We start from the raw sequence: 15,023 nt of genomic DNA, 5'->3' as shown, positions 1-15,023 counted from the left end.
TAATTAATTATTGTTAGTCGGAGCACTCGCAATCATGATTCATTAGTTTGAATCTAAAAATCTTTCATATTCGGCAATTTGGGTCGTACTTTCAACGGAAGGAACAAAATACGTTTCTCTTATTTTTTTGTATTCAGGATCTGCAAAAAAACTAAGTTTCCTTTCTTTATTTTTGAAATATATTAAAAAGACTCGGTTTATAGAATTATCTGTTTCCGATTTTAAAGTTTCTTGGATTTTAAAATCATACCGAAATCCACCTTCATATTTTTCTAATAAATATTTCATTTCAGATCTATACTTTGAATAAAGTTCATCGTCTTTTACTTGAAGACCTACTATGGTTTCTAGTGATAATACTTCTTTTTTCATAATTTATTTTTTAATTCCTTCTATATTATTGTTTTAAAAATTCTAAATACTAAATTTTGCATTGTAACGAATGACGTTTGGTTACTTTCTCTGCTGTTTGGTTTGTATGTAATACATTGTAAAAATAGCAACTAATACCAAAAATGGGATACTCACTAAATTGAGAGATAACCAACCTATTTTATGCTCCAAATAACCTGCGCTATAGGTAGAGAGGATCGCAAACGAATATACAATGGTATCATTGACGGCTTGGATTGTGTTTTTTTCTGAAGGATGGTATTGTTCTACAAGTAAGTTTGTTCCACCTACATACATGAAATTCCAACCGATTCCAAGTAAAATCAGTGCCAGAGCAAAGGGTAAAAAGTCTGTACCTTGTAAGGCGGCAAAACTTTCGAGTCCCATCACCAAGATTCCTAAAAGAATCAAATAAGGAGCTGTCATTTTACGAACCAATTGACCTGAGAAAAAAGAAGGAATGTACATTCCTAACACATGCCATTGTAAAACCTTTGTTGAAGCATGCATTTCGTGGCCATGTGATTTCATTGCCACGGGAACTGCAGACATGAGCATAGCCATCAGTCCAAAACTAAAAGCAGTTGCTAAAATAGATACCCAGAGTCCTAAATTTTGGATATGGTAAGAAAAAGGCCGAGCAACTAATCTTGGTGAAAGATCTAAATTGTCTTTTGAAGAATTCGATATTTCTTTGTTAGGTGTTGGTAAAAATAAAATAAAGAAAAACTGTAAACACAAACTAGAGATTAAAATTAAATAACATCCTAAATATAAAGAGTTTGGAAAAAGTTCTTTTCCTTGGAGTCCAGCCAGTGGACCCAAAAAAGCCGCAGGAATTCCTGCAACCAATATCCATGAAAGAGCATTTGCCCTATCATGCGTAGGTACTGATTCCATAGCTACGAAACGTAGGTATTGGACAAATGCTTGATGAAAACCATATAACAAATGTGCAATGGAAAAAAGGATAAAGTTTTTTTCATACATGGAATAGGAGGCTAGGATTGCACCAAAAATTCCAATGAGGGTTCCTGTGAGTAAACCGAATTTGCTACCTTTCCATTTCATCAATCGAGAAGCAGGCACAAGACCAATGAGTGTTCCTAAAACAACAAAAGAAATTGGCAAGGAAGCAGATTCGGGGGAAGGTGCAATGGTTTGTCCGGCGAGAGCCGAAACTGCCATAATCATTACGGTTCCAATTTGAAATACAGTTTGTGTGATGGAAAAAATCCCAAGAACTTGCAGTTTATTTATAATTTTTTTCATAAAAGGATTCAGGTTTAGGCAATAAGAATTGTTTGTTTCAAAAGTTAGATACCTAACTTTTCTATAATTTCTTTGGCTTGGTTTACAAAATGAACTTCTTCTTCCTTTTGAAAGGGGACAAAAATATTTTTTTCAAAACGAACCGATAAATGTGCGTATTCAATGCAGCCAGCTACGGTTAGTTCTGGTTTCGCTTTGCCAGGAAAAATTTTAATATCAGAACCATTGGGAACTACAAGAGAACGTGGAGGAATTTTTTTCCCACCACGAATCATACAACCAGCTGCGATTTGAGACCCATCACCAATTTCTGCATTGTCGAGAACGATAGAACCAATTCCAACAAGAACTCCTTTTCCAATTTTACAACCGTGAATCATTACATTATGACCAACTAATGTCCATTCGCCGATAGAGATGGGGCTTGTGCTATCGGTATGTAAAGTGGAATTGTCCTGGATATTGACGTAATTTCCTAATTTAATGGTATTCATATCGGCTCGGACTACAGCTCCAGGCCATAAGGAAACAGAAGTTCCATATTCGATCATACCAAAGGCTGTGGCGGCAGGGTGAATGAATGGTTTTGCGAAAACGGGAATTTCGGAATAGGACATGGTATCAAAGTCAACTTAGACTTTGAATTTCGCAACCGATAAATGTGATGTCGTCTTGTTTTGCAGCACCTTCTGTAAACGATGTTAGTTCACTTAGTACTTTTGCCATTGTATGATCCAAACTCATCTTTAAGTTCTCTTTTAAAATTTCATACAGACGATCTTCACCAAAAAGTTCTTTTTCTTCGTTAAATTGTTCAAAAATTCCATCAGTAAAAAGAAAAATACGATCACCTTCTTCAATTTGATGTTCAATGAGTCGGTATTGGGTATGATCCATAAGTCCGATAATTTTTCCAGTTCTTGGAAGGAGTTTTATATCATAAATTCGTTGATGAATTTGGTCTGGATGTCCTGCCGAAGCATAAAAGAGCATTTTGTTTTTTAAATCAATATCACAAACGGAACAAGTAAATATAGTTTGAATATTACTATATTTATTGATAAATATTTGGTTCATGTGAAAGACTAAATCATCAGGATGATCATAAATCATTTTGAGTGATTCGTATTCTGCTTTAATTGCCATTGTGATAAGAGCCGCTTGGATTCCATGACCTGTGGCATCTGCTACAAAAATCCGATAATAGTCAGGTTTTACTTGTGTTAGGTCGTAAAAATCGCCACCAACTTCTGACATTGACTGGTAGAACGAATGAAAGTGAATTCTTGGATCACTTGTTTTAATATCTGAGAATAAAGTTTTTTGAATTTTTTTTGCAACATTCAAATCTTTTTTAATCAAATTTAAAGATTCATCTAAAGTTTTGGTTCTTTCTCTTACTTTCTCTTCAAGTGTAACGAGAGCTTCTGCTTGTGTTTTGGATTTTTCTTCTTTTAATTCATTAATTTTGTTGGCAAGGGCTAACGAAAGAATGGCCGCTTCTAATGTAGAACCAATTTGGTTTCCGTAGATTGTAAATACATTCACTGGTAGAATTCCATTTTGCATCAAAGTATACATTAGAATTCCAAAAAGTAATGTACCCCATCCTATGAGAAACAACCTAGCTTGTTTATTTCCAGTGCTATAATTTACAATGGCTACAAGAAGCACCGATACCACAAATACTTGAGCAATCAAATTTCCCAAACGAACCGCAATGTCAATGGGTAAATAAGAATAAGGAATTAAAATATAAAACAGAACTATAACTTTTAAGGATTGGATCAAACGATGCGACCAAGGATTTAACTCTCTAAGGTTTAAAGTTTGTTGTGCAAATGTCCAACCCGAAAGAGCCGAACAAGTTACAATAATACTTCCAATCCGATTGTGAATTTCTGGGTGATCTAAAGTGAATATTTGGTTTAAAATTCCATTTAAATACATCTGTAACATAAGGTTAAAAAAAATAGAAATGGAATAGGTGATATATGCTTTTTCTTTCAGTATAAAAAAGATAAATAAATTGTAAATGACCATTATAAATATGGTCCCATAGAAAAAACCTAGTATGGTATTTTCTAAATTTTCTTTTAAGTAAAATGTTTCCTTTGAATAAAAACGGATTAAGTAACTAATGTTGGATGATGATTTCGTTTCTAAAATCAATGTTTTGGTTTCATTCTCTTTCCAATCTAATTCGAAGGCAATTGATTTGGAAAAAGCATCCCAATGCGAATGTGCTATAAAATCTCCGCCTTCTTTTAACGGTTCTGGATTCCCTTCCTCATATACACGAACCATATCAAGATGTGGATTTCCTAAATCGAGTATGAGTTTATTAACTGGTGTTGGGTTGATTGCCTTGATTCGTAGGTAAACATGTTCCGATTGAAAACCTAAACTTAAGTTATTTTTAAAGATAGGTGTCCATCTAAGTTTTTGAAAATTAGTTTCTAAGTTTGTCGCAATGGCATAATCAATTTTTTGCGGAACAAAACTGTCATCCGTAATGGATTTTTGAATTTCCAATCGTGAACAAGAAAGAAGTAGGCCCGACAAAATGACTGTTAGGAGTATCCGCATAAACTCGGATGATTACCCGATAAAAATCGGGTTTTGTCAAAGCAATTTTATCTTAAGTTGTATCCGTTCACTTTGGCCGCTTCGACAAGCGAATCGGAAAGTTCTTTAAACCTTTCTTGCGTAAAGGTTTTATCATAGGACATAAGTTGAAATCGATAGGTGACAGATTTTTTTCCTTCTCCTACAGATTCTCCTCTGAAGATGGTCTGAACAAAAACGGATTCAAGTTCTGGAATATTCATTGTTTTGACTAAGTTCGCAAAAGGTTCCGTTGCCTCTTTTTCGTTCATAAGTAAAGAAAGATCAAGTTGGCCTTGAGGGAAGTTAGATGGTGGAATAAAATGTGAATTTCTTCCCCATTTTTCCCAAATTTCTACTAATAATTCCATATTGATTTTGGATAAAATGGCCCTACGTTTTAAGTCATATTCATCCGCATAACGCGTGTGAAGAATCCCTAATTCTGCAATTTCGTTGCCTTCATAAGAAAGAACAAGTGCTGCATTCGGATGGAAATAATTTCTGGTAGTTTTAGACCATTGGAATTTTGGAAGGTTCAGATATTGAAAAAGTTCGGAGATGGTTTCTCTTAATTGTAGAAACTCCAGTTCCACCGCTGTTAGGTCATTGGGTTTATTTTTGGAGAGGGAAAGAATAGACATCCAACGTTTTTCTTCTGCTAATTCTGAACCTTTTCCCTCTTTATGATAAGTTCTTCCCAATTCAAATAGATTAATGGAATCAAATCGGTCTTGGTTGAGTTTCGCTTGTTTAATTAAACCTGGATATAAACTATTTCGCAGTAATGAGTGTTCGTCGGGCATTTCATTTGCAATTTTTAGTGAAGAACTTTCTAAAGTTGCTTCTAATTTTGCATCTGTAGGTGAAGCAAAAGAATAGTTATATACTTCGTTAAATCCAATTTCTAATGCCAGGAAGTTTTTAACTCTTCTTTCTAATTCACGTAATGGATTTCGAATCGGTGTTTCCACTGCCATGGAAAGTGCTTGTGTTTGGATGGATGCATATCCAATAGTCCTTCCAATTTCTTCCACAAGGTCTTCAGGAATGGTGACATCATAGTTTTGTCTGTATTTAGGAACAAGAACTGTTAACTCTTCACCTTCGTTTGTAACAGTAAATCCAAGTCGTTTTAAGATTTCTGTAACTTCACTTTGTGAAATATTTTTTCCTAATTTATGACGTAGGAAACTAAGATTGGTTTTGATCGTAACTGATTTTGATTCAGTATGGTTGAATCCTTGCGGTGAAAATACTTTAATTTTTGGATTTCCATTTTCTTTTAAAAGTTGCACGGCACGTTTAATGACAGGCAAACAAGTATAACTATCTAATCCTTTTTCGTAACGAACCGCAGATTCAGTGCGGATATTGGTTTTGCGAATGGTGTAACGAACATCTTCTCTTTTGAAAACTGCCGATTCCATTACTATATTTTTTGTAGAATCGATAACAGCAGAATCTTTTCCTCCCATAACCCCCGCTAAAGCAACAGGATCTTTTCCATTTTGAATGAGTAGGAGATCTTTTTGTAATTTAGGCGATGTATCATCTAACAGAGGAAATGTGTCACCATCTTTAGATTTTATCACAGAGAAGGTTGTAGATTGTAATCTTTCACGATCAAAAAAATGGGTGGGTTGTCCAAGTTCCAATAAAAGATAATTGGAAACATCTACAACATTGTTAATTGAACGAATACCGCATTTTTCAAGTCTTGATTTGATTTTAGGATTGGACGGGGTTATGTTTACATCTTGAATGGAACAAACGTAATATGCATGTGCATGTTCTGAATCTGTAACCGTAAGTCCGTCATTTCCTGATTCTAATTTTATATCTGCTTGGAAAGGAAAATCGTTTAAAGGCAATTGGAGTTGGGAGGCAAGTTCACGAGCAAATCCAAAATGATTCCAAAGATCGGGTCTATGTGTAATGGATTTATTATCGATTGTGAGAATGGTATCTTCCCATAAAAAAAGTTTGCGAACAGAAATTCCGAGAGTTGTATCTGCAGGAAAAATTAAAACTCCAGAGGATTCGAGAGCCAGTCCCAATTCTTTTTCAGAACAATACATGCCTTGCGAACGGACCCCTCTTAGTTCCGAATCTAAAATTTCTTTTCCATCTAATTTGGTTCCTGGTAGAGCCAAAGGAACGATGTCTCCGGCTTTTACATTCGTTGCTGCAGTGACAATTTGGTAATCTTTAGAACCATCTGTAGCAATGGTGGTTTGCAGTTTTTCTGCATTCGGATGTTTTTCCAGTGATTTGATTTTGACTGTGATAACTGAAGATAGGTGGACTTTAAATTCTTCCACATCATCAATTTCGCAAATGGATGTATTAATTTTTTCCAGAACCTTTTCGAATGGGACCTGGGAGAGCGGGGTAAATTCGTTTAACCAATCAACTGAAAGTTTCAAGTGAAATCCTTAATTGATAGAAACGGTGGGAAACCGAACGGGTCAATCCGAAATTCCAAGTTCTGTCTTCAGAAAATGAAGGCAATCCTCGGAAGTCATCGGTTTAGCAAAGAAAAACCCCTGAATCAGATCCACACCACTTTCTGCAAGTAAACTTACTTGTTCCTCCGTTTCCGCCCCTTCGGCGACTACAATTAAACCAAGGTTATGCGCTAGGTTGGAAACTGCATGAATGATGGTTTTTGAATCTTTGTCGGAAGTGATTTCAGACACAAACGAGCGGTCAATTTTTAAGGAAGAGATAGGTAGTTTTTTCAAATAACCCAAACTACTGTAGCCAGTTCCAAAGTCATCAATGGCAATTTTCGCACCTAGTTTCCGAATTTCTTGCATGGTCCGAACCGCTTCGTCAGCGTTTTCCATTACCGAACTTTCAGTAAGTTCCACTTCCAAGTCGTGTGGATCCACTTTAAAAAGTTTTAAATTTTCTGCGATGGTAGAAATCAATTTCTCGTGTTTGAACTGTTTGGTGGAGATATTTACAGCCATAGAAACATCGTTTATCCCTGCATCTTTCCAAATTCGCATAGTTTGGATGGCAGATTTAATCACCCATTCCCCGATGGCTAAAATCATTCCTGTTTCTTCAGAGATAGGAATAAATACGTTAGGAGAAATAAGTCCTCGTTCTGGATGACGCCAACGTATCAGAGCCTCAACACCCACTGGTTTTTTTGTATAAAGATCTATTTTAGGTTGGTACATCAAAGTAAATTGATTTTCGATGATGGCAATTCGCATTCGGTTTTCGATTTCTAATCGTTCCGCCACAACGGTTTGCAGTTCTTCCGTAAAAAATACATAACAGTTTTTACCTTGGGATTTAGCCAAGTTCAGTGCACTGTCTGCATTTTTGAAAAGTGTGTTGGAGTCTTTTCCATCTGTTGGATAAAGTGCGATCCCGATGGATATGTTTACAAAAATTCTTTCCCCATCAATCACAAAGGGATGTGTCATCGCATCTAAAATTGATTCAGAAATTACCGCAGCATCTCTTTCGTTTGATAAATCGGGTAATACAACGGTGAATTCATCTCCACCTTGTCTACTAATCAAATCATAAACGCGAATGCTTTCTCTAATTCGGTAGGCAACTAATTTGATAATTTTATCACCGAAGTCATGGCCTCGAGAATCATTGATGATTTTGAAGTTATCCAAATCAATCGCAAGAATTCCAACTAGATTTCCGTGTCTTCTTGCTTCTTCAAAAATAGGAAATAGTTTGTCGATAAGGGAATTACGATTTGGTAAGTTTGTTAGTTGGTCAAAAAAAGCCATATAGGCAATTTTTTCTTCTGCATGTCTTCTTTGTGTGATGTCGAGGAAGGCAACGGCAAGTCCAAAGTTTTCAAGTGGAATTGGAGTCGCTAAAATATCAAACCAAGTAATTTTATCTTCTTTGATGAGACCAATTTCCATATTTCGAATGACTTCTTTGTGACGAAGTGCACGCATAAGACTTGATTTACGTGGATAAATTTTATTTCCATTGGGTTGGATAAGAGTATACTTTCGAATGTTTAAAGTTCTGTTTAAAAGTTCTCCATCTTGAATGTTAAAATAATTTCTGGCTGTTTTGTTTGTTTCTACAATTTTACCTTTTTCATCGGTGATGGCAATGCCCATAGGTAAGTTATCAAAAATAGATTTGTACTTTTGTTGTTGGAGAAGGAACTCAAAAGATATATCTTTTTGAATGGTCACATCCCGATCAAAAGCCAAAATGATTTTTGATTCTCGTAATGGGATGAGTAACCAAATGATCCAAACTTCTTCCTTGGATTTTGTAACGAGCCTGTTTTCGAAATTTAAAATATTCGGATTCTCACCCAAACTATCAAAAGTATATTTTGTATTTTCTTTATCGTCTTCTTGTGTAAAATCAAGAATTGACTTACCGGCAATCTCTTTTGGAGAAAATTCAAGAAACTTGGCAAATCTTTCGGTAACGGAAATAAAAGTTCCCTCCCAATCCATGACTTGAAAACTGTTTGGATATTCGGCGAGGAGCGATTTAACTGTGAGTCCGGAGAGAATATTACTGCCTAATGGCTCATTTTGCATGTATTTCTTTGCCTAAAAAGTAAACTGCTTCGATAGATCCAGGAAATTGGAATCCTTCAAAGGGTGACCAACCGGACTTACTTTTAACCATTGATTTTTTAAATTCAACTGGTTTTTTTAAATTTAAGACAGAAAAATTCGCCGCATAACCTTGATTAATAATTCCAACACCCTTCCCAAATTTGTCGGGTAAGTAAGGTGCTACGAACTCTCCCGGATTTTTGGCGCAAATTTTTGCTACAGTAGTCATCGGAATGTTTAGTTTGAGTATCATATAGGTTACAAATAACCCATACGTATCCAGTTGGGAGATTCCACTTGTCCCTTTTTGTTTTTCTTCAATGGAATGCGGGGCATGGTCTGTTGCTAAGTAGTCGATATGTCCATTTAAAATTCCTTGGACCATTGCTTCACGGTCTTCTTTACCACGAAGTGGTGGGTTCATTTGAAACCATTTGTGATTGGTTTCTGTTAACATATCTGTATCAAACATCAAATGAGTGGGTGTCACTTCACAAGTCACATTCACTCCTCTTTTTTTAGCTGCGACGATTTTTGAAAGACCATCCTTTGTAGAATAATGACAGAGTTTTCCTTTCAAATTGTATTTTTCGATTAAATACAAAGCAAAATCAGTAGCTACGGTTTCTGCTTCTTTGGGACGTCTTTTTTCATGTGTGGGTTGTGATTGGTTGGCCACGAGAATCTCTGGATCTTCACAATGAAAACTAATGTCTTGGCCTTCGTAGTGTTTGATCACTTCTTCTAAAGAAGCATTGTCATGAAAAAATAATTCTCCAATGGATGGGCCCATAAACACTTTATAGGGAACTTTTTTTTCCAAAGGTTTGGTATGAGGGCCAATGCCTGCATACAAGGTGATATGAATAGGAGCTTTTTTGGTGAGCGCTTGTTTGGCGGAGTATGACTCATCATCAATGGGAGGAACAGGATTGTTTGGCATATCAGCCACATGAATCACACCGCCGTTGATGGCAGCATTCCCCGCTGAAACAAAATCTTCTTTGTAAGTATGTTTTCCACTTACATCTTCTCTTGCATGGATGTGAATATCACCAAAACCGGGAAAAATCACCGAACCTTCAGAAAACTGATGTGCATCAGGATCAATACCTTCTCTCACTCCTGTGATGAGTCCAGTACTTGAATCAAATTCAATTGTACCTTCAAATTCCCTTTCATGAGTGACGATCTTTCCTGCAATTTTTTCCATTTTGCCCCTATGAATCTGCAGATTCTAAGAGTCATGGAAAGTTTCAAGGGAATTTACTTAGTTCTCAAGTGGGTTTAGAACTTTGTTCATAAATTCTAACACAGTTAGGAAAAAATGTTAATTAGTCCCACTTGGATAAGATTTCAATGATATCATTTCCGAAGCGTTCTACTTTTGCCGGTCCTACACCTTTTGTGGCTTCCAGTTCCGAAAGAGTTCTTGGTTTTCTTTCTGCAATTCGTTTGAGGACAGGATTTTGAAACACCATAAACTTTTTCCATTTGAGTTGTCTTGCTTTCCTGTCTCGGTAATTCATAAGTTCTCTTAAAATTTGAGAATTGAGTGTAGGTGGTTTTTTTAATTTCGATGGTGAAGAATTCGTATCATCAGAGTTAGATGATGTAGTTCGAGATTTAGTTTTTACAAAATTGGGTAAATAGAGTTTGGGGTATTTGGCTCCGGCCACCAAAACTTTTTTTTCTTCCACCCAAGTTTCTAATTTTGCGATCACTGCTTCTTCTGGAATTCCATCCAATTTTCCGTGGAAAGGATTTCTTTCCATCCTGTATCTTAGGACATCTTTTGTACGTTTGCCTACAAGAGTTTTGGCGATGATGGTTTTTCCAAATACGGCAGGATGTTCTTTTAAAAAATTCTGAATGGTTTCTTCTTCCCAATCAGAGAGAGGATAATCTCTTTTTTCATTTTTCTTTTGGACTTTGGCCGCTTCTGATTTTAAAAAATGAGAACGATGGAGGTTGGTTCCCACCTCAGTACAAATATCACAACTTCCACAAGGAGAAATGGTTTCACCAAAGTAGGAACAAAGTTGAACCTGCCTACATTCTTCTTTGTTTGCATATTCCTTAATGTATTTGAGAAGAGTATCTCCCCCTTTGAAGTTTGTTTCTTTGGATAACATAAAGGCTTGTGTGGCCACATCACCCGCTTTAAAAAACAAAACACATTCCGAATCCAATCCATCTCTTCCAGCACGACCAGCTTCTTGGTAATAGGCTTCTAAAGATGCAGGAACTTGGTAATGCACCACCAAACGAACATCAGGTTGATCCATCCCCATCCCAAAAGCATTGGTAGCCACAAGGATGGGTACTTTTCCAGAAGTATATGCATTTTGAGTTCGTTCCCTGATTCCATCTGTTCTGCCGGCATGATATTTTCCCACAGAGAAACCAAAGTCTTTTAGTAGATCATACACTTCGTCAGTTTTTTTCCGAGTGGCACAGTAAACAATCGCACGACCCGGAAATTTTCTTCCATCTTTCCAGGGTTCTAATAGTTCGATGAGTCTATCGGCTTTGTCCCTTTCGGCTGCAGGATATTCCACACTGAATTTTAAATTGGGTCTATAAAAAGTAGAAAGAACCACGTTAGGAGATTTCATCCCCAGTGCTGCTTGCACATCGGATTGCACTTTTGTAGTGGCTGTGGCTGTTAGCGCCAGGATAGGGAAATGGGGACGAGGGTGACGCTCCCGCAAAACGTGTATTTGGCGGTATTCGGGACGAAAGTCATGGCCCCATTGCGAAACACAGTGGGCTTCATCCACAACAAGAGCAAATAAATTTAGTTCTCGAAAGATACGAAGAAATCCATTGGAAAGTGCTCTTTCTGGAGAAACAAGAAGGACTCGAATTTCTCCTTTCACCGATTTAGCAAGGATGGTCATTTGTTCCACTTCATCTTGAGTGGAATTACAAAAAGCAGCAGGAATTCCTTTGGCAAGTAAACTCTCTGTTTGGTCTTTCATTAAGGCAATGAGTGGGGAAATAACTAGCGTTAGTTTGTCTTTTTGGATAGCAGCAGGAAGTTGGTAGATAAGAGATTTTCCAGCACCTGTAGGCAAAATTGCTAAAGTGTCTTCGCCATTCAAAACGGAACGAATGGCCTCTTCTTGGCCTGGGCGAAATTCCGAAAAACCGAATTTGGCTTTGAGTTCCGAATGTAGATCCAAGGTAACTCTCAAGATTTCTGCAAATCCGAACGGGTCAACGATAAGATTCCCCATTTTACCCTCATTTTTTCAATTTTACAGAATCAGCGTTCTGGAAATACTTACGAAGACCGATGCTTTTTAATACCTTTGTCTTTTTGTTATTCTTTGTGGTCGTGTATGCGATCTTCTTGGGATTCGGATGGTTTGCCGGAAAACAGAAATGGGCATACCGCGCACAAAACCTATGGTTACTTCTTGCATCGTATTTTTTTTATGGATGGTGGGAATGGTTTTTTCTCACACTCATTCTCATTAGCACCATCATTGATTATTGTGCGGCCATTCTCATCGAAGGTTCAGAAAACCAAATTCGTCGCCGTCTCTATCTATCAGTTTCCATCATAGCCAACTTGGGCCTACTCTTTACCATGAAGTACTACGATTTTTTCGCAGTGAACCTCATTGATTCATGGAACCAATTAGCATTATGGTTGGGATCTACGGAAGCCACCAATTCCAATACCTATTTACTTAGAAATATCATCCTTCCTGTGGGAATTAGTTTTTATACCTTCCAAACCATGTCCTATACGATCGATGTGTTTCGCAGACAAATCAAAGCAGAAAGAGACTTTTTTGATTTTGCATTGTTTGTGAATTATTTTCCACAACTGGTGGCAGGACCGATCGAAAGAGCACAGGACCTTCTGCCTCAATTAAAAAAACCAAAGTTTCCTACTTTAGACGGAGTTCAGAAAGGACTATATGACATCTTGCTAGGTTACTTTATGAAGGTGTATGTTGCTGATAATTTAGCAACTTATGTAGACCAAGTATTCCTTGCAGGTAAATCTTTATACACTCAAAATCCAGAAATCATTCAAACCTTAGATGGATCCCAAATTTTTGCTGGGGCCGTTTTATTTTTGCCTCAGATTTATTGTGACTTTGCAGGGTATTCCTTTATTGCTCTTGGGATCTCTCGACTTCTTGGTGTCACACTCACTGTAAATTTTGAAACTCCCGAATTTTCTAAAACGCCAACGGAATTTTGGAATCGATGGCATGTAACACTGAATAGGTGGTTTAGGGATTATATTTATATTTCCTTAGGGGGAAGTAAATATGGAAAATTTGCACAATATAGAAACTTGTTTATTATCTTTTTCTTATCGGGACTTTGGCACGGAGCCAATTGGACCTTTATCGCTTGGGGATGTTTGCAAGGTGTGTATACCATTGTCTATTTAGTAGGATTTGCTAAAAAGAAAGAAGAAAAAACAGAACCAGTATCTACTGAATCACCAACCTTAACAGATAAACTTTTCAGTATTCTTTCGGGGACATCTAGCCGGGTTTTGATTTATATGTTGGTTGCCTTTAGTGGAATTGCATTCCGTTCTTATGATGCACAAATGATGTTTCTTTATATGAAAAAATTTCTTTCTTTTTGGAATTGGGATCTTCATCCAAATAACAATATCAAAGATATGGTTGGAATTTTAGGTGAATACTTCCGTATCTTTATACCACTTTTGATTTTAGATGGGATTACCTATTTTAAAAAAGAAAGATATTGGATTTTTCAAATACATCCTTTGTTTCAAGCTTTCCTCTTGTCATTTATGGGTTTTCTCATTCTCACTCGTGGGATTTTTGGAAAGGAGGTAATTTACTTTGCGTTCTAAATTTTTAGGAATTGGTATTTCCCTCTTATTTTTTTTGATTTTGGAACTTGTGGTGCGATTTTTTGGAATCCATTATTTAGAACAACCCGAAATCTTTTTTGTAAACTTAAAGAAAAATTTTGTCGAATCGGGAAAGGGTAATGCCGACATCATCGTGTTAGGTGATTCCAGATCAATGGCCCTTGCTGGGTATCCAAAAGATTCCGAGACGGAATATTCTGTTTATAATCATAGTTTGCCTGCAATGGGCCCAAAATACTATCGTTTCTTTTTGGACAAATATTTAAAAAAGGGAAATACCAAACCAAAAATGGTTTTGTTTGCCGCATCGCCTAAGTTATATTCTACGGGATATGGCCCTCCCCTTTATGATCCCGATGCTAAGTCGGTAAAAGAAAACGAATCCATTTCTGCTTATATGAATCGCCGGTGGAACGAAGGAATCGAAAAGAATTTTTTTCGGACACCCACTCCTAACAATATCATTAGTTACAGTGGAAAACAGGAAGATGCAAACCAAATCCTTTGGGAATTTTTTGGTCACAGATACCTCCACCAATTTACCTTTGCAGAACTTTCCGAACAATATTCTGGTGTGGAAAGGTTGTTTATTCTTTCCAAAGCAGCACCATTGTTATACCAATCTTACAGGTTTCATGGAGCCATTCGCAACGCTCTAAGCCAAACCAATTGGAAAGTAGATAAAAGCTATAAAGAAAAATCTCTCTTTTGTGAGTCTTGTGAAAATGTAGAAGCGGGACTTTGTAAACCTGCTTCTTCACAATTAGAGGACAATCTTACGATCGAGGACCAAATCACTCGTCATTTCGGAAAGTATAATATTTCCAATCGATTGAAACCAGAACTTGTTTTATTTTCCAAAGATATGATTCGAAAAGAATTGGATGAGGAATTAAAAAATCCAAAACCTTATGTCTATGAAAAACCTGACTTTATCGTTTTGAAAGAATTGATCGAATACACAAAAGCACAAGGGATTGAATTTGGATTGGTTTATATGCCTTGGATTTTGGAAAAACAAGAGTCCCAGGAATCTAAGGACCTACTTGCCGATTTAAAACTTTTTTTTAGAGAAAATCCAGAGGCCAAACTCTTTTTCTTTCCCGAATCTTCCTACCCGAGTGACCGGTTTGTAGATAATATTCATTACGACTGCCGGGGAGAAAAACGAGTAAACGAAGAATTTCGCAATTCGGTTCTTCCTCAGGTGTTTCGTTTTTTGCATTCGAAAGAAAAATCCAATTGATTTCCGATTTCTGGTGAGGGAGAATAAGGCACTTCATCCGGATAAGAGG

The 15,023-nt window shown here is 36.7% G+C and carries 10 protein-coding genes; 2 read left to right on the top strand and 8 right to left on the bottom strand.

What is annotated here, in order from left to right; genetic code table 11:
- Positions 1-42: 42 nt before the first annotated feature.
- From EHR07_RS09950 to EHR07_RS09915, 8 genes are all read right to left on the bottom strand, one after another.
- On the bottom strand, positions 43-372 hold the full coding sequence (locus tag EHR07_RS09950; RefSeq protein ID WP_135744951.1) for a DUF1330 domain-containing protein: 330 nt from the start codon (positions 370-372) through the stop codon (positions 43-45).
- 81 nt (positions 373-453) lie between these two features.
- Entirely contained in the window at positions 454-1,665 is a 1,212-nt protein-coding gene (locus EHR07_RS09945) for an MFS transporter (protein ID WP_135744950.1), read from the bottom strand.
- Between the two features lie 44 nt (positions 1,666-1,709).
- Positions 1,710-2,267: a gamma carbonic anhydrase family protein gene (locus tag EHR07_RS09940; RefSeq protein WP_420871226.1), complete on the bottom strand. Its 558-nt coding sequence runs from the start codon at positions 2,265-2,267 to the stop codon at positions 1,710-1,712.
- A 25-nt stretch (positions 2,268-2,292) separates the two neighbouring features.
- Positions 2,293-4,254 carry a 7TM diverse intracellular signaling domain-containing protein gene (locus tag EHR07_RS09935; RefSeq protein ID WP_135744948.1) on the bottom strand — a complete coding sequence of 654 codons (1,962 nt, stop codon included), beginning with the start codon at positions 4,252-4,254 and terminating at the stop codon, positions 2,293-2,295.
- Between the two features lie 47 nt (positions 4,255-4,301).
- Complete coding sequence (pheT, locus tag EHR07_RS09930; RefSeq protein WP_135744947.1) at positions 4,302-6,701, bottom strand: phenylalanine--tRNA ligase subunit beta; 2,400 nt, start codon at positions 6,699-6,701, stop codon at positions 4,302-4,304.
- Between the two features lie 42 nt (positions 6,702-6,743).
- Positions 6,744-8,828 (bottom strand): sensor domain-containing protein, encoded by a 2,085-nt coding sequence (locus EHR07_RS09925; RefSeq protein ID WP_135744946.1) that lies wholly within the window; start codon positions 8,826-8,828, stop codon positions 6,744-6,746.
- Positions 8,818-10,062 carry an amidohydrolase family protein gene (locus tag EHR07_RS09920; protein ID WP_135744945.1) on the bottom strand — a complete coding sequence of 415 codons (1,245 nt, stop codon included), beginning with the start codon at positions 10,060-10,062 and terminating at the stop codon, positions 8,818-8,820. Before EHR07_RS09920 ends, EHR07_RS09925 begins: the two co-directional genes overlap by 11 nt.
- Positions 10,063-10,183: 121 nt before the next feature.
- A complete protein-coding gene (locus EHR07_RS09915) occupies positions 10,184-12,091 on the bottom strand; it encodes a RecQ family ATP-dependent DNA helicase (protein ID WP_135744944.1) in 1,908 nt (635 codons plus the stop codon).
- Between the two features lie 59 nt (positions 12,092-12,150).
- Here EHR07_RS09915 and EHR07_RS09910 point away from each other — a divergent pair, with 59 nt between their 5' ends.
- Together EHR07_RS09910 and EHR07_RS09905 are read left to right on the top strand one after the other, a co-directional pair.
- Positions 12,151-13,707, top strand: a complete 1,557-nt coding sequence (locus tag EHR07_RS09910; RefSeq protein ID WP_135744943.1) for an MBOAT family O-acyltransferase — start codon at positions 12,151-12,153, stop codon at positions 13,705-13,707.
- Positions 13,697-14,974 carry a DUF1574 family protein gene (locus tag EHR07_RS09905; protein ID WP_135744942.1) on the top strand — a complete coding sequence of 426 codons (1,278 nt, stop codon included), beginning with the start codon at positions 13,697-13,699 and terminating at the stop codon, positions 14,972-14,974. Before EHR07_RS09910 ends, EHR07_RS09905 begins: the two co-directional genes overlap by 11 nt.
- Positions 14,975-15,023: the final 49 nt, after the last annotated feature.

It is taken from the genome of Leptospira bandrabouensis (assembly GCF_004770905.1).
In the GTDB taxonomy this organism is placed as follows: domain Bacteria; phylum Spirochaetota; class Leptospiria; order Leptospirales; family Leptospiraceae; genus Leptospira_A; species Leptospira_A bandrabouensis.
Note: the sequence above shows the minus strand (reverse complement) of the source record. Positions and strands in the feature narration are given on the sequence as shown.